Here is a 23,971-nt window from a genome sequence, read left to right on the forward strand (position 1 = left end):
GTACTCTTTTTTGAAGTGAACAGGTGTACACACAGCGGTACGGGCGCCGCGCGTACTCTGCACGCATCGACCCCGACACCCGCATCATGAAAAAGAAATCCGCCACCGCGCGCATCGAACCGTATACCCATCCGGCCGCCGGCTGGGGCGCGCTGAAAGCCGTCACGATCAACCTGATCAAGGAAAAGGTCGCCGGCGGCAACTACCGCACGCTGCTGCGCCAGAACCAGCCGGACGGCTTCGACTGCCCGGGCTGTGCATGGCCCGACCGCCAGCACGCGTCGACGTTCGAATTCTGCGAGAACGGCGTGAAGGCCGTGGCCGCGGAAGCGACGAGCAAGCGCGTGACGCCCGACTTCTTTGCCGCGCACACGGTGACCGAACTGCTCGAACAGTCGGATTTCGAACTCGAACAGCACGGGCGGCTCACCGACCCGATGGTGTACGACGCGCAGACCGACCGCTACGTGCCGATCGCGTGGGACGACGCGTTCGAGCTGATCGCGCGCCACCTGCGCGCGCTGCCGGACCCGAACCAGGCCGCGTTCTACACGTCCGGCCGCGCCAGCAACGAGGCCGCGTTCCTGTACCAGCTGTTCGTGCGGCGATACGGCACGAACAACTTCCCCGACTGCTCGAACATGTGCCACGAGGCGACGAGCCGCGGGCTGCCGGCGTCGGTCGGCGTCGGCAAGGGCACCGTCACGCTCGACGATTTCGAGCATGCCGACACGCTGCTGATCTTCGGCCAGAACCCCGCGACCAACCATCCGCGGATGATGGGCGAGCTGCGCGAGTGCGCGAAGCGCGGCGCGACGATCGTGTCGATCAACCCGCTGAAGGAGCGCGGCCTCGAACGCTTCGCCGATCCGCAAAGCCCGCTCGAGATGCTGACGATGTCGGGCACGAAGATCGCATCGACGTTCATCCAGCCAACGATCGGCGGCGATTTCGCGCTGATCAAGGGGATGGCCAAGCGCGTGCTCGAACTCGACGACGCCGCGCGCGCCGCCGGTGCGCCGCGCGTGCTCGACACCGCGTTCATCGACGCGCACACGGCCGGTTTCGACGTGTTCGCCGATGATCTGCGCAACGAAAGCTGGTCCGCGCTGACGGCCGAAAGCGGCGTGCCGTACGAGCAGATCGACGCGCTCGCGCAGCTCTATGCACGCAGCGAACGCGTGATCGCGACGTGGGGCATGGGCATCACGCAGCACAAGCATTCGGTCGCGACGGTGCAAATGCTGACGAACCTGATGCTGATGCGCGGCAACATCGGCCGCCCCGGCGCCGGCCTGTGCCCGGTGCGCGGCCACTCGAACGTGCAGGGCAACCGCACGGTCGGCATCGAGGAAAAGCCGTCGCAGGCGTTCCTCGACCGGCTCGGCCACGTGTTCGATTTCGAACCGCCGCGCCATCACGGCTACGACGTCGTCGAGACGATCGAAGGGATGCTCGACGGCCGTGTGAAGGTGCTGATCGGTCTGGGCGGCAATTTCGCGATGGCGACGCCCGACACGCCGCGCACGTGGGAAGGCATGCGGCGCTGCGCACTGTCCGTGCACATCACGACGAAGCTGAACCGCAGCCACCTGATCCACGGCCGCGACGCGCTGATCCTGCCGACGCTCGGCCGCACCGAGATCGACCTGCAGGACGGCGTCGCGCAAGGCGTGACGGTCGAGGATTCGATGAGCATGGTCCACGTGTCGTACGGGATGAACAAGCCGGCCTCGCCGAACCTGATGTCGGAGCCCGCGATCGTCGCGCACATGGGCCACGCGCTGTTCGGCAGCGGCACGATCGACTGGCTCGCATACAAGGACGATTACGCGAAGATCCGCGACGCGATCGAGGCGACCGTCGACGGCTTTCACGACTACAACGCACGCATCGCGCGGCCCGGCGGCTTCCACCTGCGCGTCGCATCGCGCGAGCGCGAATGGCTGACGCCGACGGCCAGGGCGAACTTCATCGCGCACGCGCTGCCGACCGACACGCCGATCCAGCGCGCCCGCGCGCTGCACGGCGACCGGCTGATGACGCTGATGACGACGCGCTCGCACGACCAGTACAACACGACCGTCTACGGGCTCGACGACCGCTATCGCGGCGTGTTCGGCCAGCGCCGCGTGGTGTTCGTCAACCGCGACGATCTCGCGATGCTCGGCCTGAAGGCCGGCGAATGGGTCGACATGGAAACCGTGTGGCACGACGGCATCGAGCGGCGCGCGGACGGCTTCCTGCTCGTCGAGTACGACATTCCGCGCGGCTGCATCGGCGCGTACTACCCGGAAACCAACCCGCTCGTGCCGCTCGACAGCGTCGGCGACGTGTGCAACACGCCGACGTCGAAATCGGTGCCCGTGCTGCTGCATCGCGCGGCCGCGCCCGCCTCGATCGCCGCCTGACGGAGCACGACGATGATCGTTCGTCCGCGCGAGCACTGGCTGCGGATGCTGCTCGTCTGGAACGGCTCGGTGCTGCCGACCATCCTGCCGCAGCTCGTGCTGACGCTCGCGATCAGCCTCGTCGCGGTCTGGGGCGGCGGCCGCGTGCTCGGCGAGAAGGTGCCGCTGAACCCGACGCCGTTCACGCTGATCGGCCTGACGCTCGCGATCTTCGCCGGGTTTCGCAACAACGCCAGCTACGAACGCTATCGCGAAGGCCGGCAGCTGTGGGGCGGCGTGCTGACCGCCACGCGCACGCTGGTATCGCAGGCGCTCTGCTACGGCGCGCTCGACCGTGACGACGCCTCGCGCCGCGCATTCGTGCGCACGGTCGTCGCGTTCGTCTATGCGCTCAAGCACCAGCTGCGCGGCACCGATCCGGCCGCGGACCTGCGCGCGCTGCTCGACGGCGCCACTTACGCGCGCGTCGCCGCTTCCCGGTTTCGCCCGATCGTCATCGTGCACGCGCTGCGCGAAGCGTTCGCCGCGCGCGCCGATGCGGGCCATCTCGCCGACACGCGCCTGTGGATGCTCGATGCGCGCCTCGACGATCTCGTCGCGATGGTGAGCGGCTGCGAGCGTATCGCATCGACGCCGATTCCGTTTTCATACGACGTGCTGCTGCACCGGACCATCTACGCGTATTGCGTGTTGTTGCCGTTCGGCCTCGTCGACTCGATCGGCGCGGCGACACCTTTTGTAACAGTTTTCGTCGCCTATACGCTGATCGCGCTCGATGCAATCGCGCATGCGATCGCCGAGCCGTTCGGCGACGGCCCGAACCATCTCGCGCTCGATGCGATGACGCGGCAGATCGAGCGCACGCTGCTCGAACTGAACCGCGAGCCGCTGCCGGCCGAGGTGACGCCCGGCCCGTCCTACCGCCTCACCTGAGCGGCCATCCTGCCCGATCGCGGCGGCCGCGCAGGAAGTCGCCATGCGCGGCCGCCGCATCCGCGATCCGCCGCAGCAGGACCACGCCGTGCAGCAACGCATGGGCGGCGTCGCCGTCGCGCGCGGCCACGCGCCGTCGCAACAGGCCGGCCGCGGCGTCGCAAGTTCGCTCGAGCCGCGCGAAATCCGCCCGTGCGACGCGCCCACGCACCGCCGCCGCCGCACGGCGCGCGGCCGGTTCGCGCGTGGCCAGCTCGGCGAGCGACAGCAGGCTGTCGCCGATTCCCCAGATCGCGAGCAGATCGCGCATGTCGTGCTCGATCAGCGTCTGCGGCACGCTACCCGCGAACCCGAGCTCGCGTGCGAGACGGTCGGCCGTGCGGCTCAGCCATGCGCTCGCCGACCACGCCCGCGGATCGCGCGCGATCCGCGCCAGGTCGCGGCGCACCGCGCGATGCAGGCGTCGCCGGCTCGTGCCCGGATCGCCGGGAAACACCAGCGCGAATACCAACGCGCCGAACGCAATGCCGAGCAGCGTCGCGAGCGCGCTGTTCAGAAACGCGGCATCGCCGATCCGCGTCGTGTTGTTCGGCGACGTGAAATTCCAGAAGAAGATCGAGAACGCGCTGCCCATCGCGGCCGTGCGCGGATGGCGTATCGCGAGGCCGGTGCCGATCAGGAACACGCCGAGGATGTAGGCCAGCATCTCGAAGCCCGACACCGCGGGCAACAGCGCGAAGTTGCAGACAACGCCCGCGACCGCCGCGCATGCCGTGCCTTTCAGGAAACCGAAGATCGCCCGCACCGAATTGGGACGTGTCGAGAACAGCGCGCTCACCACGGCCGTGATCGCGACGAACCCGCCGCCCGCCGGCCACGCGGTGAAGATCCAGATCGCCGACGCGGCCAGCACCGCGATGAACGCGCGGACGCCGTTGTGACATGCGAGCACCGGATCGCGGTGGAACGCGTAGCGCACGCGTGCAGGCGGCGGCACCGGCCGGTCGAGCAATGCCTGGCTCGCGAATGCACGGTCGAAGCCGCCGAGCAGCGCCGACAGCCGATCGAGCGTGAGCAGGCGCGACGTATCCGGGCCGGCCGGCGCGGCCGCTTCGGCACGCAGTGCGTCGTCCACGCGTGCGCGCAGCGCGGCCATCTCGTGCCCGGCGTCGCCCGATACGGCGACCCGGTCGAGCACGCGTGCCGCCTCGTCGACGAGCGGTTCCGGCGCATCGCCGCCGCGCGCCGCATGCTCGCGGATCGCCTGCCCCGCGGCTTGCGCGGCGAGCACGCCGAGCGCCGCCGCGCGCAGATGGCCGATCATGTTGCTCACCGGCGGCGCGCCGGCCGCCGCATATTCGGCCGCCGTATCGAGTTCGAGCGCGTCCGCGAACAACCGGTGCACGGCCGCGTCGTTCGGCTCGCGGCGCAGCGCGTCCGCGCCGACCGTCACCGCGCGGTCGAGATAGCGCGCGAGTCGCGTGCGGACATCCTTCAGCGGCGCGCCGGGTGCGAAGACCGTTTCGAACAGCGCACCGCACAGGATGCCGACCACCACGTACAGAAACCGCGCGACGGCGATGTCGAACGCATGCAGCGGCGCGGATACCGCGTCCATCGCGACGATCGCGGCCGTATAGCCCGCGAGCACCGCCGCATATGCACGAAAATTCCGCTGGAACGTCGCGATGGCCGCGCACAGGCCGATCCACGCGGCGAGCGCGGGCAGGAACAATTGGGGCGTCTGCGCGAATGCGCTGGTCAGCGCGAGCGCCACGGCCGCACCGATCGCGGTGCCGAGAATCCGGTACTGGCTCTTCGACAGCCCCATTCCGCGGCTGCCCTGCGCGACGATCCACACGGTCGAGGCGGCCCATATCGGATCGTCGAGATTCATCCGGAACGCGATATAGAGTGCGGTCAACGACGCGGCGGTATTGCGGAGTGCGAATGCAAGCGCGCCGGGCGGCAGCGTCGGACGCGCGTCGCGCAGCGCGGCCCGGACGGCCGCGAGCGGCGGCATGCTGGGGAAAGCGAATTTCATCCGGCGAGCATACGGTCGCGCGGCGGCCGCCACTACGGGGCGCGGGCAGGATGCGTTATTGCGCCGGGCGGGATAATCGGCTCGATCCGCAGCGTTCCGGCCCGCGACGGTAAGATGCGCGCAGGCCAACCACCGAAACGAATCGCATGGACCTCGAGAGCATCCGGATATTCTTGCGCGTGGTGGAACGCGACAGCTTCACCGCCGCGGCCACGCAGATCGACATGCCGCTCAGTCGCGTGAGCCGCAAGATCAGGCAGCTCGAGGACGACCTCGGCGTCCAGTTGCTGTACCGCACGACGCGCCGCGTGTCCGTCACCGAAGCCGGCCGCGACTATTACGAACGCTGCCTGCGCGCCGAGGAGATCCTGCTCGACGCGGATCGTCAGGTGCGCGCACTGCGCACGGAACCCGAAGGCACGCTGCGCGTGCTGGTGCCTTACGCGATCGGCCTGTTCGAACTGGAACCGGCGCTCGCCGAGTTTCGCCGGCGCTACCCGCTGGTCCAGCTCGTGCTGATCTACGACAACAGCGCGCTCGACCTCGTCGAACACGGCTTCGACGTCGCGCTGCGCACCGGCGTGCTGACCGATTCCGGCTATGTCGCGCGCGCGCTCGGCTGGTCGCACGCGAAACTCGCGGCCAGCCCGCGCTATCTCGACCGCGCCGGCCGGCCGCGCACGCCGCAGGATCTCGTCGATCACGACATCCTGTTCGTCGGCCGCGACACGCCCGGCCTGACGCTGCGCCTCACCAACGCGGCCGGCGACGTCGCCGACGTGCCGGTGCGGCCCGTGCTGATCTCGAACGAATCGGTCACGGTGCTGCGCCAGGCCGCGAGCGGCGGCGGCATCGCGCTGATTTCGACCCACTTCACCACACGGCGGATCGAGAGCAACGAACTCGAAATCGTGCTGCCCGACTGGCATCGCACCGACGACGTCGAGCTGCACGCGCTCTACCCGAAACGCGCGACGCTCGACAGCAAGGTGCGCGCATTCGTCGAGTTCCTGACCGAAGTCTTCACTGCGTGGCGGACCGTGCCGTAGGGCCTGCGATCGATGCACGGCGCCCACATTATTGCGGCCCACGAAAGGAATTAATGAGTGCGCAAGCGTTGATCGTCGTTCGCCGCATCGTTAGCCTGTGACGATGAAAAACGACCACACCCGCTACGGCAGCCACGTGCCCGCTGCCCGCCGACGCGTCACGCGCGTCGCGCCCTCCTGACCGGCACCCTCCCGCTCCGCGAAGCCGGCCCCGGCTTCGCCATTCCGATTCACCGTTCGAACCGACCACCGCACGCGACGGCACCGCTCGTCGGGCCGCCGTGCGGCGCGCGCGTCCGTCCGTTTCGCGCTTCGCCGCGCGCCGCACGCCACGTGCGGGCGCGGCGTACGGCCTTCGTCCATCACGCAGGAACGCCATGTCCTCTCCCTCGTCTTCAGGCCCGCTGTCGGGCGGCCGGCTCGTCATCGGCACGATCGCGGTATCGCTGGCGATGTTCATGAACGTGCTCGACTCGTCGATTGCGAACGTCGCGATCCCGACGATCTCGGGCGAGCTCGGCGTGTCGGTCGACGAAGGCACGTGGGTGATCACGATCTTCGCGGCGGCCAACGCGGTGTCGATTCCGCTGACCGGCTGGCTCACTCAGCGCTTCGGTCAGGTACGCCTGTTCGTCACGTCGATCCTGCTGTTCGTGCTCGCGTCGTGGCTGTGCGGAATCGCACCGAACCTGCCGACGCTGCTCGCCGCGCGGATCCTGCAGGGTGCGGTCGCGGGGCCGCTCGCGCCGCTGTCGCAGGCGCTGCTGCTCGGCGCATGGCCGCGGCAGAAGTCGTCGACCGCGCTCGCGCTGTGGTCGATGACGGCGCTCGTCGGCCCGATCGCGGGGCCGTCGCTCGGCGGCTGGATCACGTACGACTACAACTGGTCGTGGATCTTCTACATCAACATTCCGGTCGGCTTCTTCGCGGCCGCCGTCACGTGGTTCGTGTTCCGCGATCGCGAATCGGCCACGCGCCGCATGCCGATCGACACGGTCGGCCTGCTCCTGCTCGTGCTGTGGGTCGCGTCGTTGCAGATCATGCTCGACAAGGGCAAGGATCTCGACTGGTTCAACTCGCCGGTGGTCGTCGCGCTGGGCATCGTCGCGCTGATCGGCTTCGCGTTCTTCCTCGTGTGGGAGCTGCACGAAGCCAACCCGATCGTCGACCTGCGACTCTTCACGCAGCGCAATTTCGCGGGCGGCACGATCGCGATTTCCGTCGCGTACGGGATGTTCTTCGGCACGCTCGTACTGCTGCCGCAATGGATGCAGGGCTATCTCGGCTACCGCGCGGTCGATTCGGGGCTGGCCACCGCGCCGCTCGGATTCTTCGCGATCCTGCTCACGCCCGTCATGGGGCGTCTGCTGCCGCGCACCGATCCGCGCTATATCGCGACGCTCGCGTTCGTCGGCTTCGCGGTCGTTTTCATGATGCGCACGACGTTCTATACCGACGTGTCGCGCCGGGATCTGGTGCTGCCGACGCTGTTGCAGGGCATTCCGATGGCGATGTTCTTCGTGCCGCTGACGTCGATCATCCTGTCCGGGCTGCCGCCGGAAAAGATTCCGGCCGCGGCCGGCCTGTCGAATTTCGGCCGCACGTTCTGCGGAGCGGTGGGGACGTCGCTGATCGGCAATGCGTGGAACGACCGCACGATCCTGCATCACGTGCGGCTCACCGAACAGGCGAGCGTCACCAATCCGGTCTTCACGCAACAGCTCGACACGAGCCGTTCGCTGCTGCACCTGAGCCCCGATTCGGCACTCGCGTTCTTCAATGCATCGGTCGATTCGCAGGCGGCCGTGATGGGCCTGAACGACATCTTCTACGTGTCGGCGATCATCTTCATCGCGATCATCCCGCTCATCTGGATCACGAAACCGTCGCGCTCGGGCGGCGGCGATGCCGATGCGGCGGCGGCCGGCGCGCATTGATCCGCATGCGCGGCGCCGGACTGCGCGCCGGCATCGCGACGACCGCGCGATGCGCCGATAACGGCGACGACCGACGCAAGCGCCCGTCCGGCAGCGGGCGCTTTGTATCGAATCGTTTCAACGCGCCGACGGCGTCAAATGCTGCGGGTATACTCCGTCGTCAGCCGCCCGTTGCATCGTCGTCCGTCAAAAGCGGCCCGATTCCGGGCGGTTTCGTCGCGAAGCTTCGCGTTTCGCCACCCCGCGCTCCAGCCTCGATACGAGACACCCGACGACCGACCATGAAACGATTCCTGCTGCTCCTCCCCGCTGTCCTGCTCGCCGCCTGCGGTTCCGCTCCGTCGTCCGACTCGGCCGGCTCGGGGGCTGCACCGATGATCTACGTGTCATCGCAACGCCCGGCCTACGCGATCGCGAACTGCCTCGACAGCCGCCTGTCGGGCACCGAACAATCGCAGCACAACGGCGTGACCGACATCGCCGTCGGCTCGAATTCGTACTTCGTCACGCTGACGCCGTCGGGCAACGGCTCGGTGATCAAGGTCGTGCGCGGCTCGGGCAGCGAGCCCCCTGAGGAAGCGATGCGCTTCGCGGTCGCGCGCTGCGCGATCTGACGCCCGACGGCGCGAGCCGCCCGGTCCGTCGCGACGCGCCAACCGGCGCACCTGCCGAATATTTTCATCCGGGCGCCCGTCGATGAGAGAATCGCACCACGATTCCTTTTCAACGGAGCCCGCATGAAGCACCTGCTGTCCCGGCTGTTCGTCAGCGCCGCGCTCGTCGCGCTTGTTCCGGCGCTGCCGGCGCAGGCTGCCACGCCGCCCGGCATCTTCGTCGTCGCCACGCAACTGGGCGAATTCACGACCCTCGATCCGAGCGGGATCTACGAGCTGGTGCCGTCCGAATACGTCGCGAACACCTACGAACGGCTGGTGCGCGTCGACCTGAAGGACCCGACGCGCTTCGACGGACAGATCGCGCAATCGTGGACGGTCGGCGCCGACGGCCTGACCTACACGTTCAAGCTGCGCCCGGGCCTCACGTTCCATTCCGGCAACCCCGTCACCGCCGACGACGTCGCATGGTCGCTGCAGCGCACCATCCTGCTCGACAAGGGGCCGGCCGGCGTGCTCGCCGATCTCGGCCTCACGAAGGCGAACGTGATGCAGAAGGTGCGCGCGATCGATCCGCAAACCGTCGTGCTCGAAACCGACCGCAAGTACGCGCCGAGCTTCGTGCTCAACGTGTTGAGCGCGTGCCCGGCATCGGTGTTCGACAAGAAGCTGCTGCTGTCGCACCAGCAAGGCAACGATTTCGGCAGCGGCTGGCTGCGCACCAACGACGCGGGCTCGGGCCCGTACCAGCTCGTCAAGTGGACGCCGAACGAATCCATCGTGCTGCAGCGCTTCGACAAATACCGCACGCCGTACCCGATGAAGCGCGTCGTGCTGCGTCACGTGCCCGAAGCGTCCGCGCAACGGCTGCTGCTGGAGAACGGGGACGCCGACGCCGCGCGCAACCTGAGCCCCGACAGCCTTGCCGCGCTGTCGAAGGCCGGCAAGATCAAGGTCGCGTCGTGGCCGGTGTCGGCCCTGCTGTACCTGAGCCTGAACACGAAGAACCCGAACCTCGCGAAGCCCGAGGTCCAGCAGGCGATGAAGTGGCTCGTCGATTACGACGGCATCCAGCGCAACATCGTCAGCACGACCTACAAGGTGCATCAGACCTTCCTGCCCGAGGGCTTCCTCGGCACGCTGAACGCGCGGCCGTACAAGCAGGACGTCGCGAAGGCGAAGGCGCTGCTCGCGAAGGCCGGCCTGCCGAACGGTTTCGACGTGACGATGGACATGCCGAACGACTATCCGTACCTCGAGATCGCGCAGGCGCTGCAGGCGAACTTCGCGCAGGGCGGCATCCGCGTGAAGTTGATCCCCGGCGACGCGAAGCAGGCGATCGGCAAGTATCGCGCGCGCCAGCACGACATCTTCGTCGGCGAATGGTCGCCCGACTACATGGACCCGAACAGCAACGCGCGCGGTTTCGCGTGGAATCCGGACAACTCGGACCAGTCGCCGACCAAGATGCTCGCGTGGCGCAACAGCTGGGACATTCCGCAACTGACGAAGGACACCGAGGCCGCGCTCGTCGAGCCGTCGCCCGCGAAGCGCGCGCAGCGTTACGAAGCGCTGCAGAAGGCCGTGCTCGCGAACTCGCCGTTCATCATCATGTTCGAGAAGGTCGTGCAGGTCGCCACGCGCCCCGGCGCGACCGGACCGGAAATCGGGCCGATCAACGACCTCGTGTCATACCGCACGCTCGCGAAATAATCGCGGCTACCCGCACGCGCGGCCACACCGCCGTGCAGGTAATCGCCGCGGGCCGCCGGGCCGGCGACGGCCCGTGCGGCGGCGGCGATCTACAATGACCTGCATCGCGCGGATACCGCGCCGGGCACACGTAACGGGACGAGAGCATGCATTCGAACGAGCACGCAGTGTGCGTGGCGATCAACGACAACAACCGCGCGTGGTACGAAATGCTCGTGCCGTTCCTGCTGTCGCTGCGGCACGCCGGCTACGACGGGCGGATCGCGGTGATCGGCTACGGGCTGTCCGAGCGCAAGCGGCAGATTCTCGCGAACCAGTCAGTCGACGTGATCGACGCGTCGAGCGCCTACGCGCTGCCGGTCGGCCGCTTCATCGAGGCTGCCGAGTACTGCGCACGCCATCCGCAGATCCGCAAGCTCGCGCTGTACGACGCGGACATCTGGTTCTGCGCGCCGCAGTTCGACCTGTTCTCGCGGATCGGCGACGACCGCATCCACGTGTGCCCCGACCCGCTGTTCTGCACGTTCGTCGTCACGCCGCTGATCGGCGAGCGGCGCGACCACCACTGGCGCCTCGTCGTCGACGAAGTCAATGCGCGCCACGGCGGTGCGCTGCAGGCCGGGCTCGTCGCCGGCACCGCCGCCGCATGGGCGCGCTATGCCGGCCACCTGCGCGACTGCATCGCCCGCGTCGGCACCGATTTCCAGGAATGCTTCGGCATCGATACGACGTTCCTGCATCTGTGGAGCGCGCAAGGCGAAACGGCGCTGCTCGACCCGGTCCAGAACTTCGTCAGCAAGTACGGCATTCACGAATCGTTCGATGCGGGCAGCGGCAAGACCACGCTCCGGTATCACGGCGAGCCGATCCGTGCGCTGCACATGACCGGCGACATCCGCTTTCTCGACCGGTGGCGCTACTACGCGAACCACACCGACGCCGCGCTGCGCGACGGCAGGCCGTTCGCGCTGTCGGACGGCACGCCGGCCCCGTCCGATGCGCTCGCCGCACGCATCGCGGCGGCGGATTACGTGCAGTCGGCCGGGCTGAGCGTTGCGTCCGCAGCGATCGAGACGAGCGCGGGCGCCTACCTGCAGGCGATCGACGAACCGGGCGGCACGATGCTCGTCGGCAGCGGGAACCACGAAATCGTGTTCGCCGCGACCCGCGACATCGCCCGGCTGAACGTCTACGTCACGCACCCGTCCGGCTCGCCGTCGCCGCTGCTGTGCGAAGTGCTGGTCGACGGCCACGCGCAGCGCAAAGGCACCGAACTGATGGCGCATTTCTGGTACCGGATAGCGGCCGGCGCCGTCGTCACGCTGCGCGCGACGAGCCTCGGCGGCCAGCAGTGCAACGCGATCTGGCGGCTACGGGAAGCGCCGGACATGCAACAGTAAGCACGCGCCCACACGCGTTCAATTGAACGCCGCCCATACCAGGTAAGCATTCAGCCCGACGATCACGACCGTTGCCGCGCCGGCGACGATCCGCAGCGGCATCCGCATCGCGTAAGCGCCCATCACGTCCTTGCGCGCCGACAGCATCAGCAGCGCGATCATCGGCATCGGCAGCACGAAGCTCAGCACGACCTGGCTCGCCACCATCGCCCGCGTCACGTCGCAGCCGAGCGCGACCACCGCGAACGCGGGCGCGATCGTCACCGCACGCCGCACCCAGACCGACATGCGGCGGTGGATGAAGCCCTGCATCACGACCTGCCCGGCCATCGTGCCGACCACCGAGCTCGACACGCCCGAGGTCAGCAGCGCGACGAGAAACAGCGCGCCGGCCGCCGGCCCGAGCACCGGGACCAGCGTGTGATAGGCGTCGCCGATGTCGGTCATGCCCGGCGCGGTCACGTGGAACGCCGACGACGCCATCATCACCATCGCGAGATTCACGAATCCGGCGAGCCCGAGCGCGATCACGACTTCACGGTTCGAGAAACGCACGAGCCGCCGCCGCTGCGCGTCGTCGCGCGGCGCGGTGCGATCCTGCGTGAGGCCCGAATGCAGATACAGCGTGTGCGGCATGATCGTCGCGCCGATGATCCCGACTGCGATCGTCAGCGCCGCATGATCCGGAATCTGCGGGACCACCAGATGGAATGCGGCCGCACGCCAGTCCTGCGGCGCGATCAGCAACTCGCCGAGATAGCAGGCGCCGATCACGCCGACCAGCGCCGCGATCGCCGCTTCGAGCGGCCGGAAGCCGCGCTTTTCGAGCGCGAGGATCGCGCAGGTCGCGAACGCGGTCGCGATCATCCCCGCGAACAGCGACAAATGGCACAACAGCCCGAACGCGAGCGCGCCGCCGAGGAATTCGGCGAGGTCGGTCGCCATCGCGGCGATCTCGGATGCGATCCACATGCCCCACACGACCGGCGCGGGAAACCGGTCGCGGCACAGTTCGGCGAGATTGCGGCCGGTCACGATGCCGAGCTTCGCCGACATCGCCTGGAACAGCATCGCGATCGCGTTCGCGGCCAGCACGACCCACAGCAGCCGGTAGCCATACGCGGCGCCGGCCTGAATGTTGGTCGCGAAGTTGCCGGGGTCCATGTAGCCGATCGACGCGATCACGGCCGGGCCGACGAACGGCAGCAGCGCGGCGACGCCGGTGCGGCGCCCTTCCAGCGCGGCGCGCGCCGCGCCGTCGGTGTGCTCGGTGGTGCGGCCCGGCAGCGCGAAGCCGCCGGCAGGTTTGCTCGGGACGGGAAGCATGGTGGAGTTTCCGTTCGAATGAGAAAGACCGATTCGGGCGCACGTGCCGTGGCCGGCCTGCCGCGTGCCGGCCATGGCAGGACGATGGCGGCGTTACAGCGGCACGACGTCGGGACGATTGCGCGGAAACTGCGCGATCACGTCCGGCGCGACGTTCAGGTGCGCTTCGACGAGCTTCGGCGGCGTATGCGCGAGCCAGTCGGACAACGACACCTCCGCATAGCGGTCGGTCTTGAAGATTTCGAGGAACACGAGGTCGGTCTGGCCAGTGTTCTGCACGTAGTGACCGAGGCTCTTCTTCACATAGCCGACGTCGCCCGCGCGGAAGTCGGCCGTCTGCGCCTTCGGCCCCGTGTCGAACACCGTCATCCGCGCCTCGCCTTGCAGGTAGTACTGCCATTCGTCGGCGTTCGGGTGCCAGTGCAGCTCGCGCATGCCGCCCGGATGCACGGTGACGAGCGCCGCCGCGACGGTCGTCGACACGTTGAAGTTGGTGCTGTCCGCGATCCGCACCTCGCCGCCGCGCGTCTTCCTGACCGGCTTCATGTCGCCGAGCGAAAAGACGAACGGATGCGGCGGCACACCGGCCGATGCGGCCGACGCGCGCTGCGCGTCCGCGAGCGGGCCCGGCTCGTCGCCCTGGAAGATCCACAGGTTGTCGAGCGGCACGTTCCTGAACGCATCGGCCGGCACGCCGAAGTTGAGCGCGAGCACGTCGGGCGGCGTATGCGCGATCCAGTCGGTCAGCAACAGCGTGTTGAATTCCGATGCGCGGCCGTTATCGAATGCGAGCAGGAACTCGGCGCCGTCGCGGCCGACGCCCTGCAGCGAATGCGGCAGGCCGGGCGGGAAATACCAGAGATCGCCGGTTTTGACGTCCTGCACCGACGGCCGGCCGAGTTCGTCGAGCACCGTGATCCGGCAGCGGCCGTCGAGCATGATGGCCCACTCGGCCTGCTGGTGCCAGTGCATCTCGCGAATGCCGCCGCGCGTCAGCCGCATGTTGACGCCGGAAATGGTTTCGGAAATCGCGAAATCGTCCTGCGTCACTTCGCGCGCCCAGCCGCCATTTTGAATGCGTTTATGGGCATTATTGAAAGACGCCCAGAATAACGGCATCCCGTTGATATCGGTGGCCGGCGGATCCTGAAAAGACGGAAATTGATTGGCGATGGCCGGATTTTTAGGCCCCGGGTCGGTCAGGCTCTGGCGATTGCGCGCATTCACCGCGCCTTCCGGCGGACTGTCCGGATTGCCGAACGAGGCGGCCTTGGCCGATACCGCGATGCCCGCGGCGGCAATGGCGCCGGCCGTACCTGCCAGCATCCTGCGTCGAGAAAGATTCGTCATGATTTCCTCTTCATTCTTGCGATTGAGAGAATTCCGGTTACGGAATACTTGCCGTTTTCGGATTATCGAAAATCAAACATCCCGTGACGCAAGTTAAATCCAAATCACAGAAAAACTTAAATGAATTATTAACCTGAATAAATGATTTAATCTGATCGACTTTAATTTTGTAATTATTGCGGTGCGGAGGAACGCCGGGCGGCGACGGTTGTCGGCGAATCGGTCGGGTGCGATGAATGCGGAAATACGACCGCTGCAGGTCGTGACGTCACGCATGGCGACGGGAAGCGATCGAGGCGCCACGTGCGATCGCCGATGCGATGCAGTCGATCCGGAGAACCGATCGTGAAAAACGGGAAACAAGCGAACGCCGGTCCGTCGACCACCGGCTAGCCGGGCCGCGTCGGGCCGCGGTTTACTCCCGCGGCATGTCGGCGAGCCGCTGCGCGGCGAACCGCAATCCGCCCAGAATGCGCTCCGCGACCCTGGCCGGGAAACCGGGAGGCAGTGCGGCACCGACCGACTCGATCACCTGCGGCGTCGCGGCGATGAGCCGTTCGACGATCGGCGTCGCGATGTCGCCGAGCAGGCAATATTCGGCCATCGCGGTAAAGTGCCGTCGCGTGATATCGCGCATCGCATAGTGCTTGCGCTTGCCGTGCACGGCCATCGCTAGCTTCGCCTTGTGCCACGACCACTGGTTCGCGCCATCGCCTTCGTCCGGCCAGATCGACATCACGTCATAGAGCGGCGTGAGGCGGAAACGGCCGCCCGGCAGCAGGCGCAGGCTGAAGTTCTTCGCATGCCCGTCCGGGGCGGCGAGCATCCAGAACACGATCAGGGCGGCGAACAGTGTGTCGAGATCCTCCCGCGCCGTCTCCGAACGGCGCAGAAGGCCGGCCAGATCGGGCACGCCGGGGCCGCCCTGCGACTCGTACTTCAGGTGAGGCGGCACGCCGAGCGCCTGGCAGAAATCTTCCTGCGGCAAGCGCAACAGCCATCCGCCGTCGCGATGCAACACCCGATCGAACCGTTCGACCGACAGTACCTTGTGCGCGCCGAAACGCACGATTTCCGCACCCGCCGCCGGCAGACCGAATGCTCGCAGGATCGCGAGACACAGCCACTCGTTCTCGACGGAGGCCGTGAGATCGGCCCGCTTGTTGCCGACCAGCCCGAGCGGCAACTTGAGAATATGCGTCGTCGGCGTGGCGCCGTGCGGGCGCATCCAGCGCCCGTCGTGAAACAGCAGTGCGGTCTTTTCCTGCGCACCGGCCAGCGACAGCCGGAAATCGTCGTCGTCTTCGGCCCCCGTCGCCACACCGCTCGCCTGATCGAGCACGCGTGCGACGTCCTCGTCCGACAGCGGCGTGCCGTCGATGCGATCCAGGCCAGTCGGCGCATCGTCTTCGCCGAGCAATTGCACCGCCCCGACGCAATCGCGACCGAGCGCGGCAAGCAGATCGAACGGCTCGGTCGTCGCCGTGCCGAACCGGGCGGCCAATCGGCGCCGAATGGCGTCGCTGTCCGGAAGCAGGTTGTCGAAGTAATGATTGACGCGTTCGCCGCGCAACGGGGCATCGCCGACACCGAACGGCAGCGACAACGACAACGGGCGGCCGACAGCCGACTGCTTCCAGCCGGCGTCGTACAGCAGTTCCATGCCGCCGCGCACGGGAATCCGCCATGTGCCGACTCTCTGGCCGTTCGTCCAGATCGACAGCGCGCGAGTATGCGATTTGCGTCCCATCGCTTACCACTCGGCGGCGGCTGCGTCGCGCCCGTCCTTGGTGCGAATGATGAGTTCGAGACCGTACAGCGCGGTCAGCTCGAGCAATTGCCTGAGCGACAGGCTTTCGGTACGCGTGGTTTCGAGCAGCGACAGCCGCGACTGGCCCACGCCGATTCGCACTGCCGCTTCGGCTTGCGTCAGGCCGTTGGCCTGACGCGCGGAAGACAGGATTTCGCCCAGTTGCGCGGGCGTATTGACGATGAGATTCACGGCGCGTATTCCTGTAGGCAATAAGCGCAGTATATTCCCAACAGGCATAAACGCAAATTATTCCTTACACGCATAAATGCAAAATATGCATGACAGACATAAAAAGGACGCCCTTGCATGCTGCCATCCGCTCTTGAACAGCCCCTATCGCCCATCCTCACACCATAGTTTTTATCCGCTGGCGCGAATGATTTTGGCTTTGTTAGATGGATGACATTCGATCAATCAACGACAACGATCTAACATCCAATGACTTGCGCGTTCGCCCGTACCGTCGAATCCCGCTATGCCGAGCTGACGCCGACGGCCAAGCGCATCGCGAGCTACATGCTCTCGAACCTCGACCGGCTCGGGCTCGAGACGGCCGACCAGATCGCGCAGCAGGCCGGCACCAGCGGCATCTCGGTCGGGCGCTTCCTGCGCAGCGTCGGCTACCGCAATCTCGACGACCTGAAGCGCGAACTGCGCGGTGGCGGCGATCGTCCGTGGATGATCACCGACCGGCTCGACGAATACCGCCGCATCGCGGGCACGCAACCGGCCGAACGCAACCGCGGCAACGGGAGTGACGGCCCGCTCGCGTCGTCGCTCGAGCGCGAGCTCGACGCGATCCGTCACGTGTACCGCCTGGCCGAAGGCCCGGTGTTCGCGCAGGTCGCCGACCGCATCGCGCAGGCCGACGCCGTGTTCATCCTCGGCATCCAGTCGACGCGCGGCATCAGCAACGCATTCAGCAGCTACCTCGAATACCTGCGCCCGCGCGTGTTCTATTCCGACGGCCAGTCGGGCTCGTACGTCGATTCGCTGAACTCCGAATTCGAGCGGCCGTACTGCGTCGTCACCGATACGCGCGCGTATTCGCGCAGCGCGCGCCGCTATTGCGAGGCGGCCGCCGAGCTCGGCCAGCCGTTCGCGCTGGTCACCGATCTGTCGTGCCCGTGGGCGCGCGAATGGCCGGCCGACCTGCTGCAGGTGAAGACCGACGTCGGCCAGTTCTGGGATTCGCTCGCGCCGCTCACCTGCCTGTTCAACCTGCTGATCACGGCGGTGGTCGACCGCCTCGGCCCCGCGATCGACCGGCGCGTCGCGCGCAACCGCGAACTGCAGCGCACGTTCGATCAATTCGAATCATGAGCGAGCCCACCCTGCCGATGAACGATCACCGCCTCGTCGAAATCACGCCCGCCACGCATCGCGTCGATATCGATCTCGTCTATGCGACCGAGCGCAACCTGACCGGCAAGCCGATCTACCGCAACGCGCACTGTCTGCTGCTCGAGCCGGCCGAAGCCGCATTGCGCCGCGCGGTCGACGTCGCCGCGCAGGCAGGCTTCACGCTGCGCATCTACGACGCCTACCGGCCGCCGCAGGCGCAGCAGGTGCTGTGGGATTTCCTGCCCGATCCGAACTTCGTCGCCGATCTCGGCCGCGGCTCGAATCACAGCCGCGGCACCGCGCTCGACCTGACGCTCGTCGGCGCGAACGGCGCGCCGCTCGACATGGGCACCGGCTTCGACGAGATGGTCGCCGCGTCGGGCCACTTTCACGCGGGGCTGCCCGAGCAAGTGCAACGCAACCGCCTGCTGCTGCTCGGCGTGATGCACGCGGCCGGCTTCGCGCACATCGACAGCGAATGGTGGCACTACGAACTGCCCGGCTCTCGCGCGTTGCCGCAGATCGACAACGCGGCGAGCGGCCCGTGGCGCCTGATGTAACGACGAAGCACGCCCCCTTTTCCGTTCACGTTCAACGACTTCAACGACCGATGGAGCGCACATGAAATTCCCGACATCCCGGCTCGTCGCGGCGCTGGCCGCCGCGTCCGTATTCGCCGCCGTTCCGCTTTGCGCCGCCCATGCGGAAACGCCGAAGGACTTGTTCGTGATGGCCACGCTGCTCGACGAATTCACGACGCTCGACCCCGGCGAGATCTACGAGCTGGTGCCGGAGGAATACGTCGCGAACACGTACGACCGGCTCGTGCGCGTCGACCTGCGCGATCCGTCGAAATTCAACGGCGACGTCGCGCAGTCGTGGACGGTCAGCCCCGACGGCCTGACCTACACGTTCAAGCTGCGCACCGGCCTCAAGTTCCACTCGGGCAACCCGCTGACGGCCGACGACGTCGCGTGGTCGATCCAGCGCGCGGTGCTGCTCGACAAGGGGCCGGCCGCCGTGCTGACCGGCATCGGCCTCACGAAGGCGAACGTCGCCGCGAACGTGAAGAAGCTCGACGACGCGACGGTGTCGATCACGACCGACCGCAAGTACGCGCCGACCTTCGTGCTGAACGTGCTCGGCTCGTGGCCCGCGTCGGTGCTCGACAAGAAGCTGCTGCTGTCGCACCAGCAGGGCAACGACTTCGGCAACGCGTGGCTGAAGACCAACGAAGCCGGCTCCGGCGCATACAGGCTGGTCAAGTGGACGGCCGGCGACAGCCTCGTGCTGCAACGCTTCGACGGCTACCGGCTGCCGCTCGCGATGAAGCGCATCGTGCTGCGCCACGTGCCCGAAGCCGCAAGCCAGCGCCTGCTGCTGGAAAACGGCGACGTCGACGCGGCGCGCGACCTGAGCCCCGACGATCTCGCGTCGGTGGCGAAGTCCGGCAAGGCGAAGGTGGCGGCATCGCCGCAGGCGACGCTGCTGTATCTCGGCCTGAACACGAAGAACCCGACGCTCGCGAAACCCGACGTGCAGGAAGCGCTGAAATGGCTCGTCGACTATGCGGGCATCCAGAGCAACGTCGTGAAGACGACCTACAAGGTGCACCAGACCTTCTTGCCCGAAGGCTTCCTCGGCACGCTGAACACGAACCCGTACAAGCTCGACGTCGCGAAGGCGAAGGCGCTGCTCGCGAAGGCCGGCGTGCCCGGCGGCTTCTCGGTGACGATGGACGTGCGCAACGATTATCCGTACACGGAGATCGCACAGGCCGTGCAGGCGAACTTCGCGCAGGCGGGCATCAAGGTTCAGCTGATCCCCGGCGACAACAAGCAGACGCTCGCGAAATACCGCGCGCGCCAGCACGACATCTACATCGGCGAATGGTCGGCGGACTACATCGACCCGCACAGCAACGCGCAAGGTTTTGCGTGGAATCCGGACAACTCCGACAAGTCGAGCTATAAAATGCTGGCCTGGCGCAACAGCTGGGACATCCCGCAACTGACGAGGGAAACCGACGCCGCGCTCGCCGAGCCGGCCACCGCGAAACGCGCGCAACGGTATCAGGCGATGCAGAAGGAAGTGCTCGCGCGCTCGCCGTTCGTGATCATGTTCGAGAAAGTCGCGCAGGTCGCGACGCGGCCCGGCGTGAGCGGGCTCGAAGTCGGGCCGATCAACGATCTCGTGTCGTACCGCAACCTGAAGAAGCAATAAGATTCGCCGCATGTCGACTCCCGCCTCCTCCCTCGAAGCCCTGCGCACGCTGCCTGCGCGGCGCCCGGCCGTACGCTGGGCACTGCGCGTGCTGCGCTGGGCGCTCACGCTCGCCGTCACGTTCGCGGGGCTGCTCGCGCTGACGTTCGTGATCGGCCGCAAGGTGCCGATCGATCCCGTGCTCGCGATTCTCGGCGATCGCGCATCGGCCGACGCCTATGCGGCCGAGCGCATCGCGCTCGGGCTCGACAAGCCGCTCGTCACGCAATTCCTGATCTATGCACGCGACGTGCTGCACGGCAACCTCGGCGTGTCGCTGCTGACCGCGAACCCGGTGCTCGACGACATCCGGCGCGTGTTCCCGGCCACGCTCGAACTGGCGACGATCGCGACGTTGATCGGCATCGCGATCGGCGTGCCGCTCGGCGTCGCGGCCGCCGTGAAGCACAACCGGCCGATCGATCACATCGCGCGCTTCGTCGGGCTGATCGGAAATTCGGTGCCGGTATTCTGGCTCGGGCTGATGGGGCTGCTGCTGTTCTATGCGCGGCTGCACTGGGTCGGCGGCCCCGGCCGGCTCGATCCCGTGTACGACGGGATGGTCGACCCGCGCACCGGCAGCCTGCTGCTCGATGCGGCGCTCGCGGGCGAGTGGGACGTATTGCGCAACGCGGTGTCGCACATCGCGCTGCCGGCCGCGATCCTCGGCTACTACTCGGTCGCGTATCTGAGCCGCATGACGCGCTCGTTCATGCTCGACCAGCTGAGCCAGGAATACATCGTCACCGCGCGCGCGAAGGGCCTGTCCGAGCGGCGCGTGATCTGGCGGCACGCGTTCGGCAACATCGCGGTGCCGCTGCTCACCGTGATCGCGCTCACGTACAGCAACCTGCTCGAAGGCTCGGTGCTGACCGAAATCGTGTTCGCGTGGCCGGGGCTCGGCTCGTACCTGACCGGCGCGCTGCTGAACGCCGACATGAACGCGGTGCTCGGCGCGACGCTCGTGATCGGCGCGATGTTCATCACCGTCAACCTGCTGACCGACGCGCTGTACCGCGTGTTCGATCCGCGTGCGCGCTGAGGGCCGCTTCGACATGACCGCTTCCGCCCCGCTTCTTTCCCCGTCCACCCCGAAGGCCGCCCGATCATGAATGCCGAGCGTCTCACGCTGCGCGCGTGGCTTCTTTCCGATGCGCCCGCGTCGCGCTCGCAGGCCGCGTTCGGCCTCGCGTACCGCCGCTGGCGCCGCTTCGCGGTCAATCCGCTCAACCTGTTCGGGCTCGCGATCCTGGTCGCGCTGATCGCGGTCGCGATCGTCGGCCCGCTGATCATGCCGCACGATCCGCTGCGCCAGGTGCTGGCCGACCGGCTGCTGCCGCCCGGCTCGCCGTCGCACTGGTTCGGCACCGACCAGCTCGGCCGCGACATCCTTTCGCGGCTGATCGCGGGGTCGCGCCTGACGCTCGGCATCGCGCTGCTCGTCGTCGTGATCGTCGTGCCGATCGGTCTGCTGATAGGCACGACGGCCGGCTATTGCAGCGGCTTCGTCGACAGCGTGCTGATGCGCATCACCGACATCGCGCTGGCGTTCCCGAAGATCGTGCTCGCGCTCGCATTCGCGGCCGCGCTCGGCCCCGGCGTGATCAACGCGGTCGTCGCGATCTCGATCACCGCATGGCCCGCGTATGCACGGCTCGCGCGCGCGGAGACGATCCGCATCGCGCAGGCCGACTACATCCATGCGGCGCGGCTGCAAGGCGCGTCGGGCCCGCGCATCCTGCTGCGCTACATCATGCCGTTGTGCATGTCGTCGGTGATCGTGCGCGCGACGCTCGACATGGCCGGCATCATCCTGACCGTCGCGGGCCTCGGCTTTCTCGGCCTCGGCGCGCAGCCGCCGAGCCCCGAATGGGGTTTCATGGTCGCGTCGGGCCGCAACGTGCTGCTCGACGCGTGGTGGGTCGCGACGCTGCCCGGCATCGCGATCCTGCTCGTGAGCCTCGCGTTCAACCTGCTCGGCGACGGGCTGCGCGACGTCTTCGATCCCCGCCATGGAGCGTGACATGCCGATGAATTCCACCGCCGCGCCGGCGCCGCTCTGCGAGATCGACGGGCTGAAGATCGGTTTCCGCGGGCACGACGGCAGCGTCACCGACGCCGTGCGCGACCTGTCGCTGACCCTCGCGCCGGGCGAACGGCTCGGCATCGTCGGCGAATCGGGCTCCGGCAAGTCGCTGACGGGCCGCGCGCTGCTCGGCCTGCTGCCCGACGCCGCGCGCTGGTCCGCGCACACGATGCGCTTCGCGGGCCACGACCTGCTCGCGATGTCGCCGCGCGAACGCAGGCGGCTGTGCGGCAGCCAGATGGGCATGATCCTGCAGGACCCGAAATATTCGCTGAACCCGGTGATGACCGTCGCGAAGCAGATGGGCGAAGCGTTCCGGCTGCACGAGCCGGGCTTGCGCGGCCGCGCGCTGCGCGAGCGGATCGTCGATGCGCTCGCGGCCGTGCAGATCCGCGACCCGGCGCGCGTCGCCGATGCGTATCCGCACGAGCTGTCGGGCGGCATGGGCCAGCGCGTGATGATCGCGATGATGGTGTCGACCGGCCCGCGCCTGTTGATCGCCGACGAGCCGACCTCCGCGCTCGACGTTGCGGTGTCGATGCAAGTACTCGCGGTGCTCGATGCGATGATCGCGCGACACGGCACCGGCCTGATGTTCATCAGCCACGACCTGCCGCTCGTGATGTCGTTCTGCGACCGCGTCGCGGTGATGTATGCCGGGCGCGTGGTCGAAACCTGCGCCGCGCGCGACCTGCGCGATGCGTCTCATCCCTATACGCGCGGGCTGCTCGCGGCGCATCCGCCGCTCGCGAACCCGCCCGCCGAACTGCCGGTGCTGCGGCGCGACCCGGCATGGCTCGAGCCCACGCCGCCGGCCGCCGTACGCGCCGATCGACAGGAGGCCCCACGATGATCGACGTCGATCACGCATCGATCCGTTTCCCGACCCGCACGGGTCACGTCGACGCCGTGCGCGACGCGAGCTTCGCGGTACGCGACGGCGAAGTGTTCGGGCTCGTCGGCGAATCGGGTTCCGGCAAGTCGACGCTGCTGCGTGCGCTGACGGGCCTCGCGCCGCTCGCGTCCGGCAGCCTGTCGATCGACGGCCGCCCGGTGGGCGGCACGCCCGATCGTGCGTTCCGCCGCCACGTGCAGATGGTGTTTCAGGATCCGTACGCGTCGCTGCATCCGCGCTTCACCGTCGACCAGACGCTGCGCGAGCCGCTGTCGATCCATGCGATCGGCGACGCCGACGCGCGGATCGCCCGCGCGCTGTCCGAGGTCGGGCTCGGCCCGGCGTTCCGCTTCCGCTACCCGCACCAGTTGTCGGGCGGCCAGCGCCAGCGCGTGGCGATCGCGCGCGCGCTGATCGTCGAGCCGCGCGTGCTGCTGCTCGACGAGCCGACGTCGGCGCTCGACGTGTCGGTGCAGGCCGAGATTCTGAACCTGCTGCGCCGCCTGCATCGCGAGCGCAACCTGACGATGATCCTCGTCAGTCACAATCTCGCGGTGATCGGCTTCCTGTGCCAGCGCGTCGCGGTGATGCGGCACGGCGAGATCGTCGAACAGCTGCGCATCGAGGACGTGCGCGCCGGACAGGTCGCACGCGACTACACGCGCACGCTGCTGCAGGCGACCGAAGGCTACCGCCGCCTCGATCCGGTGGCCGACGCGTCCGCCACGTGACATCCGCCGGACGCGAACACATGCGATACTGCGCACGCCACGTGCCGGCTTGCCGCCGCGTGG

At 67.7% G+C, this 23,971-nt stretch carries 19 protein-coding genes; 14 read left to right on the forward strand and 5 right to left on the reverse strand.

Translation table 11 applies throughout. The annotated features are described in order from the left end of the window. Positions 1-86: 86 nt before the first annotated feature. Together WT24_RS05630 and WT24_RS05635 are read left to right on the forward strand one after the other, a co-directional pair. A complete protein-coding gene (locus tag WT24_RS05630; RefSeq protein WP_060031759.1) occupies positions 87-2,411 on the forward strand; it encodes an FdhF/YdeP family oxidoreductase in 2,325 nt (774 codons plus the stop codon). A gap of 12 nt (positions 2,412-2,423) precedes the next feature. Continuing rightward, positions 2,424-3,344, forward strand: coding sequence for a bestrophin family protein (locus tag WT24_RS05635; RefSeq protein ID WP_059500320.1), 921 nt, complete (start codon positions 2,424-2,426; stop codon positions 3,342-3,344). On the opposite strand, the gene WT24_RS05640 is transcribed toward WT24_RS05635, so the two are convergent. Continuing rightward, complete coding sequence (locus tag WT24_RS05640; protein ID WP_060032072.1) at positions 3,337-5,388, reverse strand: FUSC family protein; 2,052 nt, start codon at positions 5,386-5,388, stop codon at positions 3,337-3,339. The two genes, WT24_RS05635 and WT24_RS05640, sit on opposite strands and share 8 nt — an antisense overlap. Positions 5,389-5,534: 146 nt before the next feature. On the opposite strand from WT24_RS05640, the gene WT24_RS05645 reads away from it, so the two are divergent. From WT24_RS05645 to WT24_RS05670, 5 genes are all read left to right on the forward strand, one after another. Then, entirely contained in the window at positions 5,535-6,437 is a 903-nt protein-coding gene (locus WT24_RS05645) for a LysR family transcriptional regulator (RefSeq protein ID WP_060031762.1), read from the forward strand. Positions 6,438-6,814: 377 nt separating this feature from the next. After that, positions 6,815-8,374 carry a DHA2 family efflux MFS transporter permease subunit gene (locus WT24_RS05655; protein WP_060031769.1) on the forward strand — a complete coding sequence of 520 codons (1,560 nt, stop codon included), beginning with the start codon at positions 6,815-6,817 and terminating at the stop codon, positions 8,372-8,374. A 281-nt stretch (positions 8,375-8,655) separates the two neighbouring features. Further along, positions 8,656-8,988, forward strand: coding sequence for a hypothetical protein (locus WT24_RS05660; protein ID WP_060031772.1), 333 nt, complete (start codon positions 8,656-8,658; stop codon positions 8,986-8,988). 123 nt (positions 8,989-9,111) lie between these two features. After that, on the forward strand, positions 9,112-10,701 hold the full coding sequence (locus WT24_RS05665; RefSeq protein ID WP_059500316.1) for an ABC transporter substrate-binding protein: 1,590 nt from the start codon (positions 9,112-9,114) through the stop codon (positions 10,699-10,701). Positions 10,702-10,847: 146 nt separating this feature from the next. Continuing rightward, positions 10,848-12,101 (forward strand): hypothetical protein, encoded by a 1,254-nt coding sequence (locus WT24_RS05670; protein WP_060031775.1) that lies wholly within the window; start codon positions 10,848-10,850, stop codon positions 12,099-12,101. 18 nt (positions 12,102-12,119) lie between these two features. On the opposite strand, the gene WT24_RS05675 is transcribed toward WT24_RS05670, so the two are convergent. The 4 genes from WT24_RS05675 to WT24_RS05690 form a co-directional block, all read right to left on the reverse strand. Continuing rightward, entirely contained in the window at positions 12,120-13,427 is a 1,308-nt protein-coding gene (locus WT24_RS05675) for an Nramp family divalent metal transporter (protein WP_060031778.1), read from the reverse strand. Positions 13,428-13,520: 93 nt separating this feature from the next. Next, positions 13,521-14,777, reverse strand: a complete 1,257-nt coding sequence (locus WT24_RS05680; RefSeq protein ID WP_059789601.1) for an oxalate decarboxylase family bicupin — start codon at positions 14,775-14,777, stop codon at positions 13,521-13,523. A gap of 415 nt (positions 14,778-15,192) precedes the next feature. After that, entirely contained in the window at positions 15,193-16,527 is a 1,335-nt protein-coding gene (locus tag WT24_RS05685; protein ID WP_060031780.1) for a type II toxin-antitoxin system HipA family toxin, read from the reverse strand. 3 nt (positions 16,528-16,530) lie between these two features. Then, complete coding sequence (locus WT24_RS05690; protein WP_059500312.1) at positions 16,531-16,779, reverse strand: helix-turn-helix transcriptional regulator; 249 nt, start codon at positions 16,777-16,779, stop codon at positions 16,531-16,533. A 249-nt stretch (positions 16,780-17,028) separates the two neighbouring features. On the opposite strand from WT24_RS05690, the gene sapR reads away from it, so the two are divergent. From sapR to WT24_RS05725, 7 genes are all read left to right on the forward strand, one after another. Continuing rightward, entirely contained in the window at positions 17,029-17,913 is an 885-nt protein-coding gene (gene sapR, locus WT24_RS05695) for a sap1 transcriptional regulator SapR (protein ID WP_060031783.1), read from the forward strand. A gap of 17 nt (positions 17,914-17,930) precedes the next feature. Next, complete coding sequence (gene ddpX / locus WT24_RS05700; protein ID WP_059500371.1) at positions 17,931-18,494, forward strand: D-alanyl-D-alanine dipeptidase; 564 nt, start codon at positions 17,931-17,933, stop codon at positions 18,492-18,494. Between the two features lie 61 nt (positions 18,495-18,555). Beyond that, entirely contained in the window at positions 18,556-20,157 is a 1,602-nt protein-coding gene (locus WT24_RS05705; RefSeq protein WP_060031786.1) for an ABC transporter substrate-binding protein, read from the forward strand. Between the two features lie 10 nt (positions 20,158-20,167). Continuing rightward, on the forward strand, positions 20,168-21,238 hold the full coding sequence (locus WT24_RS05710; RefSeq protein WP_034204661.1) for an ABC transporter permease: 1,071 nt from the start codon (positions 20,168-20,170) through the stop codon (positions 21,236-21,238). A 66-nt stretch (positions 21,239-21,304) separates the two neighbouring features. Beyond that, complete coding sequence (gene nikC, locus WT24_RS05715; protein ID WP_059500309.1) at positions 21,305-22,219, forward strand: nickel transporter permease; 915 nt, start codon at positions 21,305-21,307, stop codon at positions 22,217-22,219. 1 nt (position 22,220) lies between these two features. Further along, positions 22,221-23,135, forward strand: coding sequence for an ABC transporter ATP-binding protein (locus WT24_RS05720; RefSeq protein ID WP_059500308.1), 915 nt, complete (start codon positions 22,221-22,223; stop codon positions 23,133-23,135). Then, the gene (locus WT24_RS05725; RefSeq protein ID WP_059500307.1) at positions 23,132-23,908 is read left to right on the forward strand and encodes an ABC transporter ATP-binding protein; all 777 of its coding nucleotides are present in this window, start codon (positions 23,132-23,134) and stop codon (positions 23,906-23,908) included. Before WT24_RS05720 ends, WT24_RS05725 begins: the two co-directional genes overlap by 4 nt. The last annotated feature ends 63 nt before the right edge of the window (positions 23,909-23,971 follow it).

The sequence above is a fragment of the Burkholderia sp. MSMB1078WGS genome (assembly GCF_001528895.1).
Taxonomy (GTDB): Bacteria; Pseudomonadota; Gammaproteobacteria; order Burkholderiales; family Burkholderiaceae; genus Burkholderia.

Bases quoted from the DNA above. Each gene is read 5' to 3' on its own strand.
- ddpX (WP_059500371.1), top strand. From the start codon at position 17,931: ATGAACGATCACCGCCTCGTCGAAATCACGCCCGCCACGCATCGCGTC.
- WT24_RS05630 (WP_060031759.1), top strand. From the start codon at position 87: ATGAAAAAGAAATCCGCCACCGCGCGCATCGAACCGTATACCCATCCG.
- WT24_RS05640 (WP_060032072.1), bottom strand. From the start codon at position 5,388: ATGAAATTCGCTTTCCCCAGCATGCCGCCGCTCGCGGCCGTCCGGGCC.
- WT24_RS05680 (WP_059789601.1), bottom strand. From the start codon at position 14,777: ATGACGAATCTTTCTCGACGCAGGATGCTGGCAGGTACGGCCGGCGCC.
- WT24_RS05655 (WP_060031769.1), top strand. From the start codon at position 6,815: ATGTCCTCTCCCTCGTCTTCAGGCCCGCTGTCGGGCGGCCGGCTCGTC.
- sapR (WP_060031783.1), top strand. From the start codon at position 17,029: ATGACTTGCGCGTTCGCCCGTACCGTCGAATCCCGCTATGCCGAGCTG.
- WT24_RS05725 (WP_059500307.1), top strand. From the start codon at position 23,132: ATGATCGACGTCGATCACGCATCGATCCGTTTCCCGACCCGCACGGGT.
- WT24_RS05720 (WP_059500308.1), top strand. From the start codon at position 22,221: ATGCCGATGAATTCCACCGCCGCGCCGGCGCCGCTCTGCGAGATCGAC.
- WT24_RS05685 (WP_060031780.1), bottom strand. From the start codon at position 16,527: ATGGGACGCAAATCGCATACTCGCGCGCTGTCGATCTGGACGAACGGC.
- WT24_RS05710 (WP_034204661.1), top strand. From the start codon at position 20,168: ATGTCGACTCCCGCCTCCTCCCTCGAAGCCCTGCGCACGCTGCCTGCG.
- WT24_RS05645 (WP_060031762.1), top strand. From the start codon at position 5,535: ATGGACCTCGAGAGCATCCGGATATTCTTGCGCGTGGTGGAACGCGAC.
- nikC (WP_059500309.1), top strand. From the start codon at position 21,305: ATGAATGCCGAGCGTCTCACGCTGCGCGCGTGGCTTCTTTCCGATGCG.
- WT24_RS05665 (WP_059500316.1), top strand. From the start codon at position 9,112: ATGAAGCACCTGCTGTCCCGGCTGTTCGTCAGCGCCGCGCTCGTCGCG.
- WT24_RS05670 (WP_060031775.1), top strand. From the start codon at position 10,848: ATGCATTCGAACGAGCACGCAGTGTGCGTGGCGATCAACGACAACAAC.
- WT24_RS05675 (WP_060031778.1), bottom strand. From the start codon at position 13,427: ATGCTTCCCGTCCCGAGCAAACCTGCCGGCGGCTTCGCGCTGCCGGGC.
- WT24_RS05660 (WP_060031772.1), top strand. From the start codon at position 8,656: ATGAAACGATTCCTGCTGCTCCTCCCCGCTGTCCTGCTCGCCGCCTGC.
- WT24_RS05705 (WP_060031786.1), top strand. From the start codon at position 18,556: ATGAAATTCCCGACATCCCGGCTCGTCGCGGCGCTGGCCGCCGCGTCC.
- WT24_RS05635 (WP_059500320.1), top strand. From the start codon at position 2,424: ATGATCGTTCGTCCGCGCGAGCACTGGCTGCGGATGCTGCTCGTCTGG.